Below are 20,423 nucleotides of genomic sequence, written 5' to 3'. Positions count from 1 at the left end.
TCAGAGGGCCGAACTGAAGGTCGAAGTCCGGGTGGGGCGGGCCGCGGCGGTGCCGAATACCCGGCCGAGCTTCCTGGAGGCTTCGGGTCCGCGCGTGTCGATCTCCGCGAGGGGCACGCGACTCTTCTTCGCAATGGCGAAGGAAGGGGAGGTTTCGTAGGTCTTCACGGCCGTCCTTGATGGATTGGTTCCGGACACTGGATCACGACCGGCACCTGCATATTCACAGTGTCCGGCGGCATGACTTTACTCCCCCCGCAGCCCTCCGCAAACGTGGCCGTGGCGGGAAATCTTGTGTTTACGCCGAATTGTGGAGACCGAAATTCTTTCGAGGCCTGACCCACCCGGGTGGCGTCCGCACCTCCATGCCAGGGCCGGAATGCGCCTCGGGCGGCGCGGCGGACCAGCGGTCCACCCGTCCGGGTCCGTGAACAGTCGATCCGGCCCGGGAATCCCGGTCAGGCCGGTGAGCCGCACCCCCTATCAGTCGAGCGGGGCGTGGGCGAGCGCTCCGGCACCCTTCATGCAGTCACCGATGCGCTCGTGGCTGTCGCCGACGACGTCCGTCACCCGCACGCGCAGGTACAGGGCGTCGACGCTCTCGACGAACCTCCTCGAGAAGGCGCCGACCAGCACCGTCTCGTAGCCGGCGGTTCCCACCAGGGGGAACCCCGCGCCGAACTCGACCAGCTGGAAGTCCTCGGCGACGGCCAGGCCGGCCGCGGCCAGCTCGGTGACGGCCTCGGAGACGTCGACCCACGGCGCGTCACCCGAAGCGGACGCCCCTGCCAGGACCACCTGGCAGTCCCAGGACTCGATGGCCGCGATGTGCTGCCCGCCGTTGAGTATGCCGACGCGCCAGGCAGGCGCGTCGTCCTGGAGGTGCCCCTTGGCCCAGGACGACCGCCAGCCCAGGTAGGGCCGCACGGTACGGGCGTACTGAGCCCTCGCCAGGACGGCGCCGGCAGCGACCGCCAGGAGGCTTCCCAGCGCGTCCACGTCGAGCAGCTGGAGGCGCCACGGCCATTCGGTCCGCGCTTCGGCGGTCACGTTCGCCCGGATCGCCTCCCAGATCAGGATGAGCGTCAGGACACCGAGCAGTGCCAGCGGGGCGGTGAACAGCAGTGGGCTCCGGCGCACCCTGCGCTGGGCGTCGGACGGCGGCGCGGCACTGCGCCGGCCTGCATCGCTCACGTCGCTTCCCCCCATCGGGGAGCGAGGCACCGGCACGGTCCCCCCAGGGCCGACGCGCCCGCTCACGTACGAAGTCGCGTGAGTTTCCCACAGCTTGCCGCATCGCACGAGAGCGCCTCCGGGCGCCGCCGGCCGTGGGCGGCGGCCCGAGGCGCCATTGCAGTCGACGGGTGCGCGACCTACTCTCGTGGCCCCCGGACGGGGGCATGCACACAACTGCAGACGGGGGTGCACATGTCGGCGATACCTGGGCCACTTCAGTCCATGGTCTTCCGGAGCGAGGATCTGCCCGCACTCTTCCACCACACGGACGCCGTCGCCGTCGCACGTCAGCGTGAGGCCGTCAACACCACCCGCGGTCAGCTGGCCCTCCTCGTCGTCGGTACCGTGCCCGCCGCCCTGCCCTGGCACGTCGAGGTGGCCGGTGACATCCAACTGCTCGACGCGACAGCGGTGTTGGCCTACCTCGGTGTCCTGATCGCGACGTACCTCGCCTCGCGGCGCAAAGCAAAGTCGCATTGGCAACTCAACCGCTCCGCAGCGGAGTTCATCAAGTCCAACTGCTGGCGGTACGCCGTCCACGGCTCGCCCTTCGACACGGGCACCCTGCATCCGGAGGCGGTGTTCGCCAACCGGATCGAGGACGGCCTCCAGGAGTTACGGAAGGTGGGCTGGGTGGATCCCCGGGAGGAGATGACGGACGCGGGTGAGGGTCTGATCACCGCGTCCATGCGGGAGTTACGGGACAGGGCGTTCACCGTACGCAAGGAGACCTACATCCGGGACCGGCTCATAGAGCAGCGGCGCTGGTACCGCAGGCGCAGGCAGGTCTCCCGGCGTGGCTCGCTCGTCTGGGCGAGCACCATCGCCGTACTGACGCTGCCTGCCCTGGTCCTCGCCGCACTGCAGACCTTCGGGAGCGCCGATTCCTTCGCGCTGACCGGGACGTTCTCCGCCGCCGCCGCGGCCTGCCTCGCCTGGAACGAGAAGCGCCGCCATCATCCGCTGGTCTCCGCGCACTCGCTGGTGGAGGAGGACCTGGAGAACATGCAGGCCGCGATGGAGACCACCCTCACCGAACGGCAGTGGGCGGCCGCCGTCTTCGAGACCGAGCGGATCGTCTCGCCCGAGCACACGGACTGGCTGGCCCGGCACCGGATGTGAGGCGGTGCCCGCTCAGTCCCGCTCCACGCCGTCGCGCCAGATGACGGTGACGGGCCGGCCCAGCCTGCGGGCGTACGTCACGATGTCGCCGGTGCCGCCGAGCCCTCGCGCGGGCCGTCCGTCCCAGACCGCGAGGAGCCGGTCGCAGTGGTCGGCGATGTAGGCGCCCGCCGCGTAGTAGGCCTCGTCCGTGGAGTGCGGGAAGCCGAGCCGGACCTCGCGGACGGCCCGGGCCTTGAGCGTGCGGTAGCGCGCCAGCTCGGCCCCTTCGGCGAAACCGGCCTCGTAGTCGCCGCTGGGGATGACGGCGGTGAGCTCGGCGCCGTGCGCCAGCGCGAGGTCGGCGAAGATCTGGTCGGCTCCCACCGCCAGGCTGGAGAGCGCCTCCAGGGAGCCTTCCGCCGCGCACAGGGCCGCCCGCATCCCCTCGATCACGTGCGCGTGGACCTCCTGGGGGATGGATCGGTGACCGGTCACTCCGATGCGTTTCACGGACCTGGAACCCCCTGGGTGTCTGCGGGGGCCCGGAGGGACAGCCCTCCGGCCGTGCACAGTGTCCGCCCCCGTGGTACCTCTGCGACCGACCGTTGTCACATCCTCTCAAAAGCCGCGGGCCGAACGGGAGCCCCCGCCGGGAATCGGCGGGGGCTCACAGGAGTGCGGCGGAGTCCGGTGTCAGTACACGCTGACGCCGTACGCGCTCAGCGCTTCGGTGACCGGCTGGAAGAAGGTCGTGCCCCCCGAGGAGCAGTTGCCGCTGCCGCCGGAGGTGAGACCGATCGCCCGGGTGCCGGAGTAGAGCGGGCCGCCGGAGTCGCCGGGCTCGGCGCACACGTTGGTGCGGATCAGGCCGTGGACGATGTCCCCGCCGCCGTAGTTGACCGTGGCGTCGAGGCCGGTGACGGTGCCGCTGTGGGTGCCGGTGGTGGAGCCCCGGCGGGTGACGGACATCCCGATCGTGGCGTTGGCCGCGCTGGTGATGTCCTGGTTGCCGACGGTGCCGGACTTGGTGACGGAGGTGTTGGTGTACCGCACGATGCCGTAGTCGTCGGTCGGGAAGCTGGAGCCCGTCGTGGTGCCGAGGACCGTGGCGTGGGCGGAGTCGGACCACCAGGTGCCGGCGCCGTCGGTGCAGTGACCGGCGGTCAGGAAGTAGTAGGTGCTGCCGCTGCGGACGTTGAAGCCGAGGGAGCAGCGCCAGCTGGAGGCGTGGACGGCGTCGCCGCCCGAGATCAGTTTGCTGAGGGTCCCGGGGGTGTGTTCGATGCGCAGGGCTCCCGCGTCGGCTCCCGCGGACTTCTTGATCTCGTTCATCTCCGTCTGCGAGACGGTGCTGTCCACGGTGACGACGAGCCGTTCGGTCGCCGGGTCGACGTTCCATGCGGTGCCGGCGACGTCGGCGCCGAGGACGGCGTCGCCCAACGCGTCGAGTCGGGCGGCGCTGTACGTCCCGGTGGTGTCGGCGCCGGCCGACGGGACGGCGAGGGCGGCGATGGCGACGAGGCCGGCCGAGAGTGCGAGGGCCCTGCTGCGTCTCGCTGTGCCGCCGCGGGGGGTGGTGCGCGTGATCCTCACTTTTCGTTCCTCCCGAGAAGGATCGGGGGTCGGCCTGTGGGGTGGCTGGACCCGTGAGGCGCGGTCAGTGGGCGTGGGCGCGTTCGGCGAGCGTGCCGATTCCGGATACTCCATGCCCCTGACCAGCGCTGCTCGGGAGTATTCGGGGGCGTCACCGGGCCCCGCAAGGACGCCTTTTCGGCCGCGACGGCAAGCGGCGCCGATCCCTGCACCAGCAGCAACTGCGGCACCGGCGGCACCGGCGGCGGCAGCCCGGAGGCCGATGCGCCGAAGCCGCCGGAGCCGTGTCACCGGTGCCGGCCGGTCAGGCGTCGATGCGGTTGCGCTCCCCGGCCGGGACCGCGACCGCGAGGGTGTTGCCGGGCGGGGGGAACGGGCAGATGAAGTGGTCGGCGAAGGCGCAGGGCGGCAGCAGCGCGCGGTTGAAGTCGACGTTCACCCTCCCGTGTCCGTCGGGGGCGTCCGGCCGCAGGAAGCGGAACCGATAACTGCTGTCCCCGCTGGTGGCGTCGGCGAAGACGGCCCAGAGCGAGCCGTCGGGCTCCACCGCGGCCCGGAGGGTGTGTTCGGCTCCGTCCAGGGTGAAGGCGATCTCGCCGCTGAGCCCCAGCCCGCGCTCGCGCCCGTCGGCGTTCTCGACGCGGATCGTCCGGTCGGTGTCGTACGGCCGGAAGACACCGTCCAGGGACCAGTCCGGGTCGTACGGGGTGGCGTCGATGGTCCTGAAGCGGTGCCGGGCCGGTGACAGGGGGTCGAAGTCCCGCACGGCCCAGAGGCCTTCGCGGCTCAGGACGACGAGCCGCCGTTCGCCCCGCGCCACCCGCGAGGCGTCGATCGGCCCGCGGTCGGCGGTGAGCCTGACGTCGCCGTCCAGAAGCCTTCCGTCGACGGTCAGTCCGTCCTCCGCGCCGGCGGTGAGCACGAGGTGGTCGTCCTCCTCGCGCCACAGTCCGGGTACGGCCGGAATTCGCCCCTCCGGGTGGTCGGCCAGCCAGTGGGTGCCGGTGAGGGAGAGCGGGCCGTACGGTGCGGCGACCGCGACGACGCGCTCCTCGTGCCAGCGCTGCCATTTCCGGAGGTCCTCGGCGTCCCGGCCGTCCCGGCTCTCCTGCTGTGCGTCCGTGCTCATGCGGTCAACCCTTCCATACGGGCTCCGCCAGACCGAGGTGCGACCTCAGGGTGGGCCCGGTGTAGTCGGAACGGAAGGTTCCGCGCTCCTGGAGGAGCGGGACGACCCGGTCGACGAAACCGTCCAGGCCGCCCGGGGTCAGGTGGGGTACGAGGATGAAGCCGTCGGCGGCGCCGGTGGCCACGAACGTCTCCAGGGCGGTGGCGACCGTGTCCGGGGACCCGACGAAGGACTGCCGCGTAGTGGCCTCGATGACCGTCCGGCGGATCGACAGCCCCTTGGCCTCGGACAGGGCACGCCACCTGGCGGCCACGGCCAGGGGATCGTCGACCCGGACCCGTCCCTGCGCCAGGACCGCATCGGGGTCCGGGTCGACGGTGGGGAGGGGGCCGTCGGCGTCGTACGAGGAGAGGTCGCGGCCCCAGACCTGTTCGAGGGCCAGGATGGCGTTCTGCGGTGAGACCTGCAGCCGGCGGATCTCGGCGGCGTTCTCCTGGGCCTCCGCGTCGGTGTCGCCGAGGACGACGGTGACCCCTGGCATGACCTTGAGGTCTTCGGGCTCTCTGCCGTACTTCGCGAGCCGGGCCTTGACGTCGGCGTAGAAGGCCTGCCCGGCCTCCAGGGTGCCGTGCCGGGTGAAGATGACGTCGGCGGCCGAGGCGGCGAACTCCCGGCCCTCGTCGGAGTCCCCCGCCTGGATGACGACGGGGTGTCCCTGCGGGGAGCGGGGGACGCCGAACTCGCCGGAGATGCCGAAGTGCCGCCCCGAGTGCGCGAACGGCCTCGGGACCCCTTCCGGCGTCCAGGAGTCCCACAGCTCCCGCGCGGTGGCCACGAATTCGGCGGCCCTGGTGTAGCGGTCCGCACGGTGCAGAAAGCCGCCGCGGCGGAAGTTCTCCCCCGTGAAGGCGTCGGAGGAGGTCACGACGTTCCAGGCGGCGCGCCCCGCGCTGAGGTGGTCGAGCGTGGCGAGACGGCGGGCGAGTTCGTACGGCTCGTTGAAGGTGGCGTTGACCGTGGCGGCGAGGCCGAGGCGGTCGGTGACGGCCGCCAGGGCGTTCAGGACGGTGAGGGATTCGGGACGGCCCACCACGTCGAGGTCGTGGATCAGTCCCTTGTGCTCGCGCAGCCGCAACCCTTCCGCGAGGAAGAAGAAGTCGAACTTCCCCCGTTCGGCGATACGGGCGAGGTGCTCGAAGGAGGCGAAGTCGATCTGGCTGGCGGAACGGGGGTCGGCCCAGACGGTGGTGCTGTTGACGCCCGGGAAGTGGGCGGCGAGGTGCATCTGCTTCATGACGTGGTCGCCTCCGTGGCCGTGCGCTGGAGCGCGTACCGATTGGCCGGGCGCGCCAGGCCGAGGTGCTCGCGGAGCGTGCCCCCGGGATAGAAGGTGCGGAAGAGACTGCGGTGCTGGAGGAGGGCCACGGTGCCGTTGACGATCCTTTCGAGGTCGCGGCCCGGGGTGAGGGGTGTGAGGTGGAAGCCGTCCACCGCCCCGGACCGGTACCACTGGGTGACGAGTTCGGCCAGGTCGACGGGGCCGCCCCGGAAGTAGGTCCCGTGTCCGGCGAGTTGGGGCCCGCTCACGAGTCCGGGTTCGGGTGTCGTCTCGGCGTCCCCGAGGTCGACGGTGAGCGCGACCAGCACCCGCAGGCCGTCCGGGTCCCGCCCGTGGGCGGCGGCCGAGCGGCGTATCTCGTCGCGGAGCGCGGCCGCCTGCCCGGGTGAGGAGGCCCGGACGTACACGACCTCGGCGTACCGTGCCGCGGGCTCCCGGGCCGGGCCGGTCGTGGCGTCGACGACGGTGACGGGTCTGCCCTGCGGGGGCCGGGGCACGATGGCGGGGCCCTTCACGGAGAAGGTGCTGCCCTGGAAGTCGACGTGGTGCAGCCTGTCACGGTCGATGAACCGACCGGTGGCGGCGTCCCGGATCTCCGCGTCGTCCTCCCAGCTGTCCCAGAGCCGGGCGGCGACGTCGGCCACCTCGCCCGCCTCCTGCCAGAGGGCGGCCGCGGGCGCGGCCCGGCGCCGGCCGAACAGCCGGGCCTCGGCCTCGGTCGTCGACACGTCGGCGTGCCAGCCGGCCCGGCCCCGGCTGACCCAGTCGAGGGTGGCGACGGCGGACGAGACGTGGAACGGCTCGGTGTGCGTGGTGGTGACGGTCGGTACGAGACCGATCCGGCTTGTCCTGGTGGCGACGTGGGCCAGCACGGCCACGGCGTCGGGCCCCGGCCGGGCGAAGGAGTCGCCCAGGCTGACGAAGTCGAGCGCGCCCCGTTCGGCGAGTCGGGCGAGTGCGATGTGGGAGGCGGCGTCGTATCGCGGCGGGCCGCCGATCTCGGCGGCCAGGTGGAGTGGCCTGATGGCAGTCATGGGAACCTCGGTCGGTTTGTCGGGAGAAGGGTGCTCGGACGCATCTCGACCATGGCCGGTGCGTCTGGGGTCGCGGGCCGGCGGTCACTGGTGAGCTGCATGCGGTGTCCCTGGGGTCGCGGGTGCGGGCGGGTGGCGGCGGTCATGTGCTCGGGGTCGCGCCGACCGTGCGCAGGAAGGCGAGGGCCGCGCGGGCGGTGGCGTCGTTCTGCCGGAGGGCCGGGCCACCCGTGCGGGGCCGCGTGAACGCGCCGCCGCTCCGTGCCGTGGTGTACGGGCCGAGGGCGAAGCGCCGCGGGTGCGGGACTCCGTCCCGGTGAAGGACGCGGCCGTCGGCCGGGGCGACTCGGAGCAGTCCCGAGCCGGTACCGGACGCCCCGTCCTCGTACAGTGCGCGCAGCAGCGGGCTGCGGGTCCGGTGTACGGAGGGGTCGGGCAGCCGGGCCTCGACCAGCGCCCGGGCGGTGACGTGGTCGCCGGGCACGGTGGCGCTGCCGGCCCGGAAGAGGCCCCGTTCCTCGTCCGCCTCGACGGTGATCCCGGCGCCGAGGAAGCGGACCACTCCGGCCCGGGACAGGGCGAGGAGGCTGCGCAGCCGCGGTCCCGGCGGCCCCGAGGCCAGGTGGCTGAAGAAGCCGTGCCAGTGGTCGCCGGCCTCGCCGAGGCGGACCAGCTGCCCGTACACGGAGAGCAGGCCGAGGAAGACGGCGAGGTCGGGGCTGTGCCGGGGGTCGTGGCGGCGTTCGAGGTCGGCGGTGATGTAGTCGCGCAGGCCGTCCTGCAGGCTGTCGTAGGACGCGTGGCGCACTCCGTCCAGCGGCCGGTCGAGCGCCTCGAGGTCGAGCCGGTCGGCGGGGTCGGGGACGGCCCCGGTGATCAGGGCCTCCAGTTCGGGGCTCCCCGGCTCCGCGACGGCGTACTTCTCCTCGAAGTCGGCGCGTGCGACGGAGGTGCGCTCGGGGTGGGCGGTGAACAGCCGGTGGTAATGGGCGTGTCCGAGTTCCTTGACGATCAGGGGCCACAGGTCGCGCCGGAAGTCCGCGGTTCCCCCCTCCTTCAGCAGCGCCTCCACCTGGGTCGGCCCGAAGTGGCTGGGCAGGGGCGGCCGTTCGCCCAGCAGCGGGTAGCCGATCTTGGAGTGGTACGGGACGCCGCGCCGCGATCCGACGTACAGCACGGGCTCCCTCCCGGACGGGAGGTAGGTCCCGTTCTCGTACCGGCCGCCGCGGCCCTCGGTGAGCAGCACCATCAGGTCGACGAACGCCAGGCCGAAGCCGCGCACGATGACGGGACGGCCCGCGGGCAGCGCGCTCAGGTCGCTGTCGGCGGTGAAGTCCGGCGGGAGGTGGACGAGGCCGTGCCGGGCGGCGAAGGCGGTCAGCTCCCGCTGCCCGGTGTCGGGTTCGGCGTCGAGGTGGCCGACGGTGAGGACGACGAGGTCGGCGAGGAGCGGTTCGGGGCGGCCGTCGAGCCGGACGCGCTGCCGGCCGTCGCGCGGACCCGAGACGTGCCACGCCGACGTGCGGTGTTCGTGGACGGTGATGCCCGGCGGCAGGGCGGCGACGGCCTGCTCGTACACCCAGCGCAGGTAGACGCTCTGCAGGCGGCGGCTGGGGAAGTCCCGGGCGCCGAGCGTCCGGATCTCCTCCAGGACGTCGGGGGCTGCCTCGACCCCGGTCCGTCCCCGCGCCACGTCCCCGGCCCAGGCGTCCAGGGCGGGCCCCGGCCGTACGGGGCCGTCCATGCGCACCGTGTCGTCGGTGAACATGGTGACGTCCTCGGCCATGGAGTTCATCCGGAGCAGGGGGGACTGGTCCTGCCGCCAGATCCGGCCACCGCCGGGCGGGTACGGGTCGACGAGGTGGATGTCCAGGGGCCGGTCCCCGTACAGCTCACCGGCGTTGGCGGCGATGCGCTCGATGACGCCGGTGCCGCGGGGGCCGCCCCCGATGACGACGAGCGCCGGTACGCCGCTCATCGGGTGCCCGCGGTGCCGCGTGCGTAGTGGCGCTCCACGTAGTACTGCCCGGCGGACAGCAGCGAGGTGACGGCGACGTACCAGAGGGTGGCGACGAGCAGCAGCGGGATGACCTGGTAGGTGCGGTGGTACACGAGCTGGACCGAGTACAGCAGGTCCTGCACGGCGATGATGCTGACGACGGAGGTTCCCTTGAGCGTGCCGATCAGCATGTTCCCGGCGGGCGGGACGATGGAGCGCATGGCCTGCGGCAGTACGATCCGCCGCAGCCGGCGCCACGGCCGGAGGCCGAGCGACCGGGCGGCTCCCAGCTGTCCGTGCCCGACGGAGAGGATGCCGCCGCGGACGACCTCGGCGGCGTACGCGGCCTCGTGGAGGGTGAGGCCGATGACCGCGACGGTGACCGGGCCGAGGAGGTCGACCGTGTCGACACCCAGGATCGTCGGGTACAGGGCGCCGATGTTGAACCAGAACAGCAGCTGCACCAGGATCGGGGTGGACCGGAACAGCCAGACGTACCCCCAGCTGACGGCCCGGAGCACCGGGTTTCCGGAGAGCCGGAGCACGGCGAGGAGGGTGCCGAGGGCGAAGCCGAGCACCATCACGAGACCTGTCAGCCACAGGGTCAGGCCGAGGCCCCGGAGCACGGACGCGGTGGTGAGGTGCTCGCCGACGACGTCCCACTGGAACGCGTCGTTGCGGACCACGGAGACCAGGACCGCCGCGAGGAGCAGGAGGACGGCGACGGCCGCCGCCCGCCGTCCTGTTCGGCGGACCGGCACGATACGGAGGGCGGTGTTCCCGGTGTCCTCGGCGGACGGGGCGGGGACCGGCGGGGGAAGGGTGGCTGTCTGCGCGGACATGCGAAGGCTCCGTGGATGCAGAGATCGGACACGGGGTGTGCCTTCACACGGAACGCGACGTGGACCGGGCCCCTCAGCGCCGGTCCGCCACCGAGACAAGCCCTGCCCGGGGCCTGTTGTCAAGGCTGTCCACACTGTGAGCCGTACGACCTGGCCCTGTTGACGCGCATCCGGATGCCTGTTCCACTTGGGCCATGTACTCGCAGCAGTGGCTGGTCACCCGCTCCCACATCGACTTCGGTCGCGTGTGGTCCTGTTCGTGTTGAGCTGACCCCACCCGCGTTTCCGCTTTCCGCACGCTCGCACCCCTGCCGGTGCTCGAGCGCGCCCTCCCGCGTGCCTTCACTTACACGACGCCGCTCCACCCTCCCCTCGCACCGCTGATCTCCCGTCCCGTGACTCCGTGCTGCCCGCGCGCCGGAGCGCGGTCGAAGCAGACCGGAGAAGTTCCGTCATGCCCCGAACCTGGCACATCTCTGCCTTCACCCTGATCACCCTGGTCACGCTCGCGCTCACCGGCTGCGGGTCGGGAGACCCGGCCGCCGCCCCACCGGCAGGAGCCGGGCCCGTGGCCAGGGGGAGGCTCCCGACGGCCGACGTGGTCTCGTCGGTGAAGCGGAACGAGGACGCGGCGAGGCTGCTGCCGGCGAAGGTCCGCGCCTCGGGCACCCTCACGCTCGCTTCCGCTGTCGGCGCGCCTCCCGGAGCGTTCTACCTGGAGGACGGCAGGACCCTGGCCGGCGCGGACATCGACTTCGCGGACGCGGTGGCCAGGGCGCTCGGGCTGGAACTCGAGCGGGAGGTCGCCTCGTTCGAGGCGATCCTGCCCGCCCTGGACAGCGGGAAGTACGACGTGGGCACCGGCAACTTCGGGGTGACCGACGAGCGCAGAAGGACCATCGACTTCGTGACGTACATCAACGACGGCCAGGGCTTCGCCGTCCGCGACGACAGCCCGCTGGAGGAGGTCACCGACCTCACCCGGCTCTGCGGCCTGACCGTCGCCACCGGCGCCGGGACGACGTTCGAGGCGACACTGGAGGCCGGCAGACACGTGTGCTCCGACGCGGGCCGGAAGGCGTACGACGTGAGGACGTACGCCGACCAGGCCGCCATCTGGATCTCGCTCCGGCAGGGCCGCAGCGATGTCGTCATGTCGACGATCAACGGGCTGCGCTACGCCGTGACCCAGCAGGAGGGCCTGCGCTTCATCGACGAGTTCAAGCGGCTCGATGTCGGCTTCGCCTTCAGGAAGGGCACACCGCTGGCCCCCGCGTTCCAGGCCGCGGTCAACGGCCTGAAGACGGACGGGACCTACGACCGCATCCTGGAGAAGTGGGGCACCGGCGAGTCCGCGATCCGGACTTCACGCATCTCGCCGCCGGAGCTCAGGTGACGTGCGGTGGCGGGTGACGGCTCAGATCACGTGCGGTGGCGGGTGACGGCCCAGATCACGTGCGGTGGCCGGTGACGGCTCAGCAGTCGCACCCGCAGTCGCAGTTGCAGCAGCCGTCCTCGCAGCTGCAGCAGTTGCTGCAGCAGTCGCAGGCGTCACAGCAGTCCCCGCAGTCGCACTTCTGGCAGAGCCCCTCGCGCTCCTGTCCGCTCCAGGGGTCGTGGAAGCTGCCGCAGCACATCTGGCAGGTGCAGGCGAGTCCCGCCCACACCAGGCAGCCGGCGATCAGGCCGCGCCGGTTGCGCGGCGGTTCGGGCGGGAGCGGCGGGCCGGGCGGGACGTAGGGGCCGCCGGGGGCCGGTGCGTACGGGTTACCCGGCTGGGGACCGTACGCCCCCGACGGGTGCGCGCCCTGCTGGTGCGAACAGGAGGCGGAGCCGAAGGCCCGGTCCACGGAGCGCCGCAGCTCGTGCACCAGCAGGACGTGCGCCAGCTTGCCGTCGGTGAACTCCGCGTCCCGCATCGCCAGACGCACTCCGTGCAGCGCCTCGTCGCACAGCCGCCGGGCCTCGGCGAGCGGGGTGCCGGTCGCGGTCAGCGGGTTCCAGGCACCCGACGCGGCGTCAGCTTCCCTGTCCTCGACGGCGTCCAGCAGATGGGCGAGCCGCCCGAAGAGACGCCCGGCCTCGGCGAGCGGCTCCGCGTTCCGCGGCTTGCCCGCGAGGAGCGCGGTGTGCGCGAAGGCGGCGGCCGTCGCCGTCTCGGTGGGCTCGGTGACCGTCAGCAGTGAGGTGCCGGGGCCGGCCAGGGACTCGATGCCGGTCTGCCGGTCGACGGCATCGACCAGGACCGCCGTGTCGAAGCCCAGCTCAGCTCCGGTGCGCGCGCCCGCCCTGTCCCAGCCGGCCGCGACCCGGCGCGCCGCGGCGGCGACCGGGCGGCGCTTCAACAGCCCGTCCCGGTCGGCCACGTGGTCGCGGACCTTCGCCGACGCCAGCACGAGCGATACGGCGGCGGCGAGTCTGGCCCCCTCGCCGCGGGCGACCGGCGCCTTCCGCATCGAGCGGAGCGGACAGGGTCCCGCGGTGCGTCGCCGGCCGGGGGCATGCTCAGCCTGAGCCTCCGTCAGGACCGAGACGATCAGACCGTCGTAGTTCGTGACGACCCGGGCGAACTGCCCGTGGTCCGCGCGGAGAGCGAGGCAGAGCCCGCAGAGATGGGCCACCCACTCCGCCCTGAGCCCTTCGGACAGCCGATGGGTGCAGGGCCTCACGATTCCGAACACGACGATCCCCCGGGAGCCGCTCACCTGACGCGCCGCACTCGTGCGCGTGCGCGGCGTGCATCGTATCGAGTGAGTCGTTCACCCGTACGTCCCCCAGGTCACCCGTACGGACGGGCGCATCATATTTTCCTTCCGCAACCCGCCCTATGGGGCTGGAACCCTGACGAATCGCCACATGATCTGCACCAGTCGCGTCACGAATCGCCTGCGCGCCGACTATCCCCTTGGCGCATCATCCGCATCATGGACGACCATAGGGATAGGAAAGAGATGCGGAACACCAACGAACCGCGGTGAGAGGAGGAGTCCATGGGATCGGTGCGCAAGGCGAGTGCCTGGCTGGGCCTCGTGGAAGACAACGACGAGCGGTACTACGACGACGAGTACTCCGAGGAGGCGGAAACCGGTACGAACCAGCCCTGGGTCACCGACCCCCGCGTGCAGGTGGTTGCCGAGGAGGCCGAGGACACCGGCCGCCGGATCGCCACCGTCACCCCGGACAGCTTCCGGGACGCGCGCGGCATCGGCGAGCTCTTCCGGGACGGGGTGCCCGTGATCGTCAACCTGACGGCCATGGACCCCACCGACGCCAAGCGCGTCGTGGACTTCGCCGCGGGACTGACCTTCGGTCTGCGCGGTTCGATCGAGCGCGTGGCGACCCGGGTGTTCCTGCTGACTCCCGCCCACACGCGGGTGGTGAACGGCGAAGCCGCCGGCCGGCCCGCCGACGGCTTCTTCAACCAGAGCTGAGCAGGGTGCTCGCCGGGCGTCGGGAGTGCCGCTCCCGGCCCTAGCGGAAGGCGTCCAGGCCGGTGAGCGCCTTGCCCAGCACCAGCTGGTGCATCTCCACGGTGCCCTCGTAGGTGAGCACCGACTCCAGATTCGTCGCGTGGCGCATCACCGGGTACTCCAGCGAGATCCCGTTGGCTCCGAGGATCGTGCGCGAGGTACGGCAGATCTCGATCGCCTCCCGCACGTTGTTGAGCTTTCCGAAACTGACCTGCTCAGGACGGAGCCTGCCGGCATCCATCCGGCGGCCCAGATGGTGGGCGAGCAGGATGCCCTTGTGGAGTTCCAGCGCCATGTCCGCCAGCTTGGCCTGGGTCAGCTGGAACCCGCCGATCGGCCTGCCGAACTGCTCGCGGGTCCTCGCGTAGTCCAGGGCCGCCTCGAAGCTGGCGCGCGCCGCGCCCATGGCCCCCCAGACGATGCCGTACCGGGCGTGGCCGAGGCAGCTGAGCGGGCCGCGCAGGCCGGTGACCTCGGGCAGGACGGCGTCTGCGGGCAGACGTACACCGTCCATGACCAGCTCACTGGTGACCGAGGCGCGCAGCGACCACTTGTGCCTGATCTCCGGCGCCGAGAAGCCGGGGCTGTCCGTCGGGACGACGAACCCGCGGATACCGGATCCGCCACCGGCCTCGCCGGTCTGCGCCCAGACGACGGCGACCCCGGCGACCGAGCCGTTGGTGATCCACATCTTGCGCCCGGTGAGGACCCAGTCGTCCCCGTCCCGCTCGGCGTACGTCCGCATGCCCGCCGGATCGGACCCGTGGTCCGGCTCGGTGAGCCCGAAGCAGCCGATGATCTCGCCGGACGCCATGCCGGGAAGCCAGCGCTGCTTCTGCTCCTCGGATCCGAAGCGGTGGATGGCGTACATGGCCAGGGAACCCTGGACGGAGACCAGGGAGCGGATCCCGGAGTCGGCCGCCTCGAGTTCCAGGCAGGCCAGTCCGTACTGGACCGCGCTCGCGCCCGCGCAGCCGTATCCCCGCAGGGACATGCCGAGCGCGCCGAGGGAGCCCAGCTCACGGGCCAGCTCCCGGATGCCGGGGAGTTCGCCGTTCTCGTACCACTCGGCGATGTGCGGCAGCACGCGGTCGGTGGCCCAGGTGCGCACCGTGTCGCGGATCGCGAGGTCCTCGGGGTCGAGGAGATCGTCGATGCCGATGGGGTCATGGGGATCGAAGGAGGGCAGCTTCGACGGCTTCGCGGACTCGGGGGTGGACATGGGGGTGCCTCCGGCGGCTCGCACGGTACAAAAACTAGCAGTGGTAGTTATGGCCTCGCGCTGACGTTACGGCTCACCGCGGCGGCCGTCCAGAGCCGGTCGCCTCGGCGGGCTCCCGCCACCCGGCGAGCCGGGCATCCCGGGTCCGTTCCGGCCGGCCCTGCGCCGGCAACGGGTGGGGTGCGGACCGGGCACCCGCGACGGCCGGAGCCGGGCCGGCCGCGCCCGGCCGCGGGTGGGCCGCCTGTCCCGGTACCGGGAGTCCGGTCGGCAGTGGCTCCGGCGCGTCCGTTCCGGCCGGCAAGCAGTCCATGACCCGCGGCAGCCGGGTCGCCGCGAGCGCTCCGAGCAGCAGCAGACCGGCGCTGACCAGCAGCGTGACATGGAGGCCGCCGACGAACGCGTGCCGGGCCGTGTTCCGCACCAGATCACCCGTGGGACCGCCCAGCCGCTCCGCGACCTGGTAGGCCTCGCCGAGCGAGTGCGCCGCGGCCGATCCCGCGGCGGCGGGCACACCCTCCTCGTGCAGCCGGGCGAGACCGGGGGTGTAGGCGGCGTTCATCACGCTGCCGAGCAGGGCGATCCCCATGCCGGCACCGAGCTGGTAGGAGGTCTCCCCTATCGCGGCCGCGCCGCCGGCCCGTTCGGCGGGGACCTCGTTCAGCATCGACTCGTACGCGCCGAAGAGTGTGGACTGCAGTCCGAACCCCAGCAGGACGAAGCCTGCGGTGAGGAGCACGGGCCGGTCGTGCTGGCCCATCGCGGTCAGCAGCAGCACCGAGGCCGCCGTGAGCACGAATCCCCAGCCCACCATCCTGCGGGGGCCGACACGGCTCAGCGTGTACGAGCCCGTCGCGCCGGCCGCGATGGCGGCGAAGGTCAGCGGAAGGAGCCGCAGCCCGGTCTCGAGCGGGCTGAGGTCCAGGACGAGCTGGAGGTACTGGACGGCGATGAGTTCCAGGCCCACCAGGGCGAGCATGGCAAGGACGATGCAGCCGACGGCGGTGGTGAAGGCGGGCCGGGAGAACATCGCGATGTCGATCAGCGGGTGGGCACGGCGCTTCTGCCTGCGTACGAAGAGGACGAGCAGCGAGGCACCGACGGCCGGGGGCCCGAGGGAGGCGAGGTCCCAGAGGCCTTCTCCGCCACCGATGCGCTTGACGCCGACAACGACTCCGAACACCCCCGCCGCCGCCATCGAAGCGCCGAGCACGTCCCAGGGACCGTCGCCGTCACCGCGGGACTCGGGCAGCAGCCTGCGTCCGAGCGGAAGGAGGACGGCCATGAGGGGGACGTTGATCAGGAAGACGGAGCCCCACCAGTAGTGCTCGACGAGGAATCCGCCGATCACCGGTCCGGTGGCGGCGCCCACCGCGGCGACCGCCGTCCAGACCCCGATGGCGAGGGCGCGCTCCCGGCGGTCGGGGAAGACCTGGCGGAGTATCGAGAGCGTCGCCGGCATGATCATGGCGCCGCCGACGCCCAGCAGGGCCCGTGCCGCGATCAGCACGGCAGGGGTGCCGGCCGTCGCCGCGAGCGCGGAGGCGACACCGAAGAGGGCGTAGCCGCAGAGCAGGACGCGGCGTCTGCCGATCCGGTCACCGAGCGTGCCGAAGAGGATCAGCAGCGCGGCGCAGACCAGCGGGTAGGCGTCCACGATCCACAGCAGGCCGACGGCGCTCGGCCGCAGGTCCTCGGTCACGGCGGGAACGGCGACGTGCAGCACGGTCGCGTCGAGCGCGACGAGCAGCAGACTGAGGCAGAGGACGACCAGGACGACCCAGCGGTCGGCGCCGCCGGCTGCTGCGCGCAGCCGGGCCACGGCTGTGGACGTCCCGGTCATGTACGTACCTCCCACAATGAGTCCCTCGCGCTCGGCAGACCTACCGGGGACCCGCGCTCCGGCGTCCCTCAGGCCCGGCATCGATGGGCGAGTGAGCCGTCAGCGTACGCGAGTCCCGCGTGGTCAGACGTGGTCCACCTCATACGCCCGCCCGCACCGGGGTGTGGCGTACACCACTCGGGCGACTGCCGGAGGGGGCGCCTCCGGGACCTCCGCGACGGACGGCGGGCCGTGCGGCGGACGTCGCCCGCCCCTGGGCCGAGCCGTCCTCCCACGGCACCCGTCCACCCCCTGCGAACGGCTGGACGAATACGGAGTGGAGCCGGACGGATCATCTCTTCGGAGATCAAACATTTCTGCGATCGGCGCCCCGGGGAAATAGGCCGCAGGTCCGGGACGATTTCCCGGAGTGCGCGGAATGGATGCCGTTCCGAGACAAAGTCCACATCACATCGTCATCACAAAGATGCGGGATCGGCCGGATCGCTCACTCACTCGCTGTAACGTCCAATGTGTGCGTACCGACATCTTTGCCCGTCTGGACCGGGAGCCGGAACCGCCGAAGATAGAGATCCCGCGGATGAGCCGTCACCGCATCGCTCTCTTCGGCGGGACTTTGGCGTTCTATCTCGCCATCGTCGTCGCCGTGCTCGCCTCTTCCTGGCTGGTGGCTCTCGACTGGAAGGTCATGCTGTTCCGGCCCTACCAGCAGTGGCCGGAACTCCACGCCTTCCTCGACTACTACGTCGTGCTGGGCCAGCGTGGCCCCACGGCCGTGATGGTCGCCTCCTGGCTCGGCTGGCGCTCCTGGCGCCAGCACACGCTGCGCCCCCTGCTGACCCTGGGCACCTCTCTGCTGCTGCTCAACGTGACGGTGGGCGCGGTCAAGCTCGGCCTCGGGCGGCTCGGCCCGCACTACGCCACACAGATCGGGTCCGCGGAACTCTTCGCCGGCGGCGATATATTTCCCTCGGGACACACCGCGAACGCCGTCGTGACCTGGGGAATCCTCGCTTATCTGGCCACGACTCCGCGCGCCCGGCGCTACCTCTCGGCCGTGTCGGCGTTCGTCTCCCTCGGCGTGGGCCTCACCACCGTCTACATCGGCACGCACTGGCTCAGCGACGTACTGCTGGGCTGGGCGGCCGGGCTGCTGATCCTGCTGGCCCTGCCCTGGTTCGAACCGCTGATCACCCGGAGCGAGGTCTGGGTCCTCTCGCTGCGCCGCCAGTGGCGGGACCGACGCGGGCGGCGGGCTCCCGTACCGGCCGCGGCCGGCGCACCCGCACCGGTGCTCGTACCGCAGACACCGGGGGACCTGGCCGCACAGAGCTCCCCGCAGGCCCCCCGCGAGGTCCCCCCAGGGATCTCCCCCGGCGCCGCGAGGGACAACGAGGGCGGCAGCCCGGCACCCGAGCCGCAGGCAACGGCCGGGTACCCGGCCGCGGGCGGCCGGTCGAGGGCGCATCCGCCGCACGCGGTGCGGTCGGAGCGGACGCCCCTCACCCCGGGGGCTCGCGCCGCCCCCCGCACGCGGACCGCGCCCCCCGGGCCAACGCGACCCCGGCCCGGCCCGTGACGGGCGGGCCGGTCGCCCCCTGACCTCGCCCGTCCCACGGGCCACCGGAGCGGCCCGTGGGACGCCCCCGCACGCCGAAGGCCCCGACGGACGTCGGGGCCTTCGGCGTGCGTAGGACGACGGGTCAGCCGACCCAGCAGCGGGTCACGGTGGAGGCCTCCACCTCGAAGTTGATCCGCCCGCCGAGGAACTCCATGGTGATGACCGTCCCCGGAGCAAGGGCCCGGACCGTGTTCCAGCCCCGTTCTCTCGCTTGCCGCTCGGCGGTCCCGGCATCGAGGCCGACGTACGACTCGGGCCTGTCGGCCGGCTGGGCTGGTGGTGTCGGTACAGGTGCCATACCTCTCACCGTAGGGTGCCCGTGGCCGTGACGGAAGCAGGGGCGACAACGCCCCCTCACCCACTTATGTACCTCCACGGTCACACTTGTGTCACAGGATCCCCACGCGTGTTTACCGGGAACCCGTTCACCCGAACGCTCGTTCCGCTCCCGGGAAGTCGGAATTGGTGACCGTCCGCGCAATGGGGCCGGACGGCCACGGAAACCAATTACCCGACGGACGGATACCCGGGCCGTACGAGTTTTCCCAAGAGTCGCGGGAGGGGGCGTGAACGGTTACTTCATCCGGAATTCACTCACCCTTATGCGTGCCTTATATATACGGCGCCCATCTCCGGGGCCCGCCGGCTGCCTGCGGCCTGTGACCGGGCGAACGGCCAGGGATACGCCGGCTCCCCCGCGCCCTCACGGCCCTTTCCCCTTGCGGAGCACACCCGCGGCCTTGTAACGGAGCGCATACGCACCGTCCAGCACGCTGCCCCTGGAGCGGTGCAGCACCGTGCGCACCGCGCTCCGCGAGCGGCCCCGGGCACCCCGCGCGGCCAGCTCGGCGAAGAGCCGCTCGTGCCGCTCCGCGATCGGTGCCGGGTCGAACCGGGCGGAGGACGCCAGCGCGGCCCGCCCCATCCGGTGCCGCAGCCCGTCGTCGTCGACCAGCGCGAGGAGGGCGTCCGTGAAGGCCCCTGTGTCCCCCAACGGCACGAGGCGGCCGTCCGTGCCGTCGTCGATGATCTCGGCCGGACCGTGCGGACAGTCGGTGGCGACGACCGGCACCCCGCAGCGCATGGCCTCCACGATGGTCATGCCGAAGGACTCGCGCTCGGAGGTGACCGCGGCGATGGAGCCCTTGGGCCACTCCTTCTCCATCGGGTGGACCGATCCCATCAGGAGCACCCGCTCCCGGAGCCCGAGCCCGTCGACGAGCCCGCGCAGCGCCTTCTGCTCGTTGCCGCTCGCGTCGCCGGCGCCGTAGATCCGCAGTCCCCATTCGGGGCGGGCCGCCGCCACCTCGGCGAAGGCCCGGATCAGTACGTCGTACCGCTTGACCCGGTGCAGCCGCCCCGCCGCGACGATCCAGCGGGCGTCTCCGTCGGCCGGTGGCCCGGCGGGTGCCGGCACGCTGTTCGGGATGGCCTCGATCCGTACGCCGGGCAGCCTCAGCCGGTCGCGGTAGTCGCGCGCGTCCGCCTCGGTGACGGTCGTGACCGCGTCGAGCAGCCCGTACCGGTGGCTTATCTCCCGGCGGAGCCGGTAGCTGTGGCTCTGGAGCGTGAGGTGCTCCTGGCCGACGCGCACCGGGCCGCGCCGCGCCTGCCGGCTGATGTGGACGTTGAGGCCCGGGCGGGTACCGACGACGACGTCCGCCTGCAGGGCGCTCAGATGGGCCGCGATGCGGGTGTCGGTGAGCCGGCTGTACTGGCGGTGCCTGCTGTCGCCGCGGGGGAACACCGAGGCGGGCCCGGAGTAGGCCGGCGCGTCGCCGTCGTACTGAGGGCTTTCCTTGCGCAGATCGACGAGGTACCGCATCCGCACCCCGTCGGGCGCTCCCAGCACGGGCGCGTCACGGTGCCGGAAGACGGAGACGACCTCCACGTCGTGCTGCTCGGCCAAGGTGCTCGCGAGGGTGAAGGTGGTACGGATCGTTCCCCCGATGCCGTACGCGTTGTGGAGCAGAAATGAAATGTGCATTGCG

The 20,423-nt window shown here is 72.0% G+C and carries 18 protein-coding genes; 4 read left to right on the top strand and 14 right to left on the bottom strand.

The genetic code is table 11. The annotated features are described in order from the left end of the window. Together fxsA and QFZ58_RS28630 are read right to left on the bottom strand one after the other, a co-directional pair. Window positions 1-168, bottom strand: coding sequence for an FxSxx-COOH cyclophane-containing RiPP peptide (fxsA, locus tag QFZ58_RS28635; protein WP_307127782.1), 168 nt, complete (start codon window positions 166-168; stop codon window positions 1-3). 315 nt (window positions 169-483) lie between these two features. Then, window positions 484-1,194 carry a hypothetical protein gene (locus QFZ58_RS28630; RefSeq protein ID WP_307127781.1) on the bottom strand — a complete coding sequence of 237 codons (711 nt, stop codon included), beginning with the start codon at window positions 1,192-1,194 and terminating at the stop codon, window positions 484-486. A 234-nt stretch (window positions 1,195-1,428) separates the two neighbouring features. On the opposite strand from QFZ58_RS28630, the gene QFZ58_RS28625 reads away from it, so the two are divergent. Next, window positions 1,429-2,358 carry a DUF4231 domain-containing protein gene (locus QFZ58_RS28625; RefSeq protein WP_307127780.1) on the top strand — a complete coding sequence of 310 codons (930 nt, stop codon included), beginning with the start codon at window positions 1,429-1,431 and terminating at the stop codon, window positions 2,356-2,358. A 12-nt stretch (window positions 2,359-2,370) separates the two neighbouring features. Here QFZ58_RS28625 and QFZ58_RS28620 read toward each other — a convergent pair whose 3' ends face one another. The 7 genes from QFZ58_RS28620 to QFZ58_RS28590 all read right to left on the bottom strand — a co-directional run bounded on the left by QFZ58_RS28620 (window position 2,371) and on the right by QFZ58_RS28590 (window position 10,276). Next, a complete protein-coding gene (locus tag QFZ58_RS28620; protein WP_307127779.1) occupies window positions 2,371-2,850 on the bottom strand; it encodes a hypothetical protein in 480 nt (159 codons plus the stop codon). 183 nt (window positions 2,851-3,033) lie between these two features. Continuing rightward, on the bottom strand, window positions 3,034-3,933 hold the full coding sequence (locus QFZ58_RS28615) for a S1 family peptidase (protein WP_307127778.1): 900 nt from the start codon (window positions 3,931-3,933) through the stop codon (window positions 3,034-3,036). Between the two features lie 304 nt (window positions 3,934-4,237). Beyond that, the gene (locus QFZ58_RS28610) at window positions 4,238-5,062 is read right to left on the bottom strand and encodes a DUF1684 domain-containing protein (RefSeq protein ID WP_307127777.1); all 825 of its coding nucleotides are present in this window, start codon (window positions 5,060-5,062) and stop codon (window positions 4,238-4,240) included. Window positions 5,063-5,066: 4 nt separating this feature from the next. Beyond that, window positions 5,067-6,356 (bottom strand): NtaA/DmoA family FMN-dependent monooxygenase, encoded by a 1,290-nt coding sequence (locus QFZ58_RS28605; protein WP_307127776.1) that lies wholly within the window; start codon window positions 6,354-6,356, stop codon window positions 5,067-5,069. Beyond that, a complete protein-coding gene (locus QFZ58_RS28600) occupies window positions 6,353-7,435 on the bottom strand; it encodes an LLM class flavin-dependent oxidoreductase (protein WP_307127775.1) in 1,083 nt (360 codons plus the stop codon). Before QFZ58_RS28600 ends, QFZ58_RS28605 begins: the two co-directional genes overlap by 4 nt. A gap of 142 nt (window positions 7,436-7,577) precedes the next feature. Beyond that, on the bottom strand, window positions 7,578-9,413 hold the full coding sequence (locus QFZ58_RS28595) for an FAD/NAD(P)-binding domain-containing protein (RefSeq protein WP_307127774.1): 1,836 nt from the start codon (window positions 9,411-9,413) through the stop codon (window positions 7,578-7,580). After that, window positions 9,410-10,276 (bottom strand): amino acid ABC transporter permease, encoded by an 867-nt coding sequence (locus QFZ58_RS28590; RefSeq protein ID WP_307127773.1) that lies wholly within the window; start codon window positions 10,274-10,276, stop codon window positions 9,410-9,412. Before QFZ58_RS28590 ends, QFZ58_RS28595 begins: the two co-directional genes overlap by 4 nt. Window positions 10,277-10,730: 454 nt before the next feature. Between QFZ58_RS28590 and QFZ58_RS28585 the strand changes: the two genes are divergently transcribed. Next, window positions 10,731-11,672: an ABC transporter substrate-binding protein gene (locus QFZ58_RS28585; RefSeq protein ID WP_307127772.1), complete on the top strand. Its 942-nt coding sequence runs from the start codon at window positions 10,731-10,733 to the stop codon at window positions 11,670-11,672. Window positions 11,673-11,751: 79 nt separating this feature from the next. Here QFZ58_RS28585 and QFZ58_RS28580 read toward each other — a convergent pair whose 3' ends face one another. Further along, the gene (locus QFZ58_RS28580) at window positions 11,752-12,957 is read right to left on the bottom strand and encodes a DUF5685 family protein (protein ID WP_307127771.1); all 1,206 of its coding nucleotides are present in this window, start codon (window positions 12,955-12,957) and stop codon (window positions 11,752-11,754) included. 309 nt (window positions 12,958-13,266) lie between these two features. Here QFZ58_RS28580 and QFZ58_RS28575 point away from each other — a divergent pair, with 309 nt between their 5' ends. Beyond that, window positions 13,267-13,707, top strand: coding sequence for a cell division protein SepF (locus QFZ58_RS28575; protein WP_307127770.1), 441 nt, complete (start codon window positions 13,267-13,269; stop codon window positions 13,705-13,707). Between the two features lie 40 nt (window positions 13,708-13,747). Here the strand turns inward: QFZ58_RS28575 and QFZ58_RS28570 are convergent, their stop codons facing one another. Beyond that, entirely contained in the window at window positions 13,748-14,968 is a 1,221-nt protein-coding gene (locus QFZ58_RS28570) for an acyl-CoA dehydrogenase family protein (RefSeq protein ID WP_307127769.1), read from the bottom strand. A 73-nt stretch (window positions 14,969-15,041) separates the two neighbouring features. Further along, the gene (locus QFZ58_RS28565; RefSeq protein WP_307127768.1) at window positions 15,042-16,811 is read right to left on the bottom strand and encodes an MFS transporter; all 1,770 of its coding nucleotides are present in this window, start codon (window positions 16,809-16,811) and stop codon (window positions 15,042-15,044) included. Between the two features lie 514 nt (window positions 16,812-17,325). On the opposite strand from QFZ58_RS28565, the gene QFZ58_RS28560 reads away from it, so the two are divergent. Next, window positions 17,326-18,390, top strand: a complete 1,065-nt coding sequence (locus QFZ58_RS28560) for a phosphatase PAP2 family protein (protein ID WP_373428603.1) — start codon at window positions 17,326-17,328, stop codon at window positions 18,388-18,390. A gap of 124 nt (window positions 18,391-18,514) precedes the next feature. Here QFZ58_RS28560 and QFZ58_RS28555 read toward each other — a convergent pair whose 3' ends face one another. Together QFZ58_RS28555 and QFZ58_RS28550 are read right to left on the bottom strand one after the other, a co-directional pair. Then, window positions 18,515-18,730: an I78 family peptidase inhibitor gene (locus QFZ58_RS28555; protein ID WP_307127767.1), complete on the bottom strand. Its 216-nt coding sequence runs from the start codon at window positions 18,728-18,730 to the stop codon at window positions 18,515-18,517. 405 nt (window positions 18,731-19,135) lie between these two features. Then, on the bottom strand, window positions 19,136-20,419 hold the full coding sequence (locus tag QFZ58_RS28550; protein WP_307127766.1) for a glycosyltransferase family 4 protein: 1,284 nt from the start codon (window positions 20,417-20,419) through the stop codon (window positions 19,136-19,138). Between the last annotated feature and the right edge of the window lie 4 nt (window positions 20,420-20,423).

It is taken from the genome of Streptomyces sp. B1I3 (assembly GCF_030816615.1).
Lineage (GTDB): Bacteria > Actinomycetota > Actinomycetes > Streptomycetales > Streptomycetaceae > Streptomyces.
Note: the sequence above shows the minus strand (reverse complement) of the source record. Positions and strands in the feature narration are given on the sequence as shown.

Coding starts and splice junctions, on each gene's coding strand:
- QFZ58_RS28625 (WP_307127780.1), top strand. CDS start 1,429: ATGTCGGCGATACCTGGGCCACTTCAGTCCATGGTCTTCCGGAGCGAG.
- QFZ58_RS28610 (WP_307127777.1), bottom strand. CDS start 5,062: ATGAGCACGGACGCACAGCAGGAGAGCCGGGACGGCCGGGACGCCGAG.
- QFZ58_RS28605 (WP_307127776.1), bottom strand. CDS start 6,356: ATGAAGCAGATGCACCTCGCCGCCCACTTCCCGGGCGTCAACAGCACC.
- QFZ58_RS28600 (WP_307127775.1), bottom strand. CDS start 7,435: ATGACTGCCATCAGGCCACTCCACCTGGCCGCCGAGATCGGCGGCCCG.
- QFZ58_RS28595 (WP_307127774.1), bottom strand. CDS start 9,413: ATGAGCGGCGTACCGGCGCTCGTCGTCATCGGGGGCGGCCCCCGCGGC.
- QFZ58_RS28590 (WP_307127773.1), bottom strand. CDS start 10,276: ATGTCCGCGCAGACAGCCACCCTTCCCCCGCCGGTCCCCGCCCCGTCC.
- QFZ58_RS28585 (WP_307127772.1), top strand. CDS start 10,731: ATGCCCCGAACCTGGCACATCTCTGCCTTCACCCTGATCACCCTGGTC.
- QFZ58_RS28575 (WP_307127770.1), top strand. CDS start 13,267: ATGGGATCGGTGCGCAAGGCGAGTGCCTGGCTGGGCCTCGTGGAAGAC.
- QFZ58_RS28570 (WP_307127769.1), bottom strand. CDS start 14,968: ATGTCCACCCCCGAGTCCGCGAAGCCGTCGAAGCTGCCCTCCTTCGAT.
- QFZ58_RS28565 (WP_307127768.1), bottom strand. CDS start 16,811: ATGACCGGGACGTCCACAGCCGTGGCCCGGCTGCGCGCAGCAGCCGGC.
- QFZ58_RS28555 (WP_307127767.1), bottom strand. CDS start 18,730: ATGGCACCTGTACCGACACCACCAGCCCAGCCGGCCGACAGGCCCGAG.
- QFZ58_RS28550 (WP_307127766.1), bottom strand. CDS start 20,419: ATGCACATTTCATTTCTGCTCCACAACGCGTACGGCATCGGGGGAACG.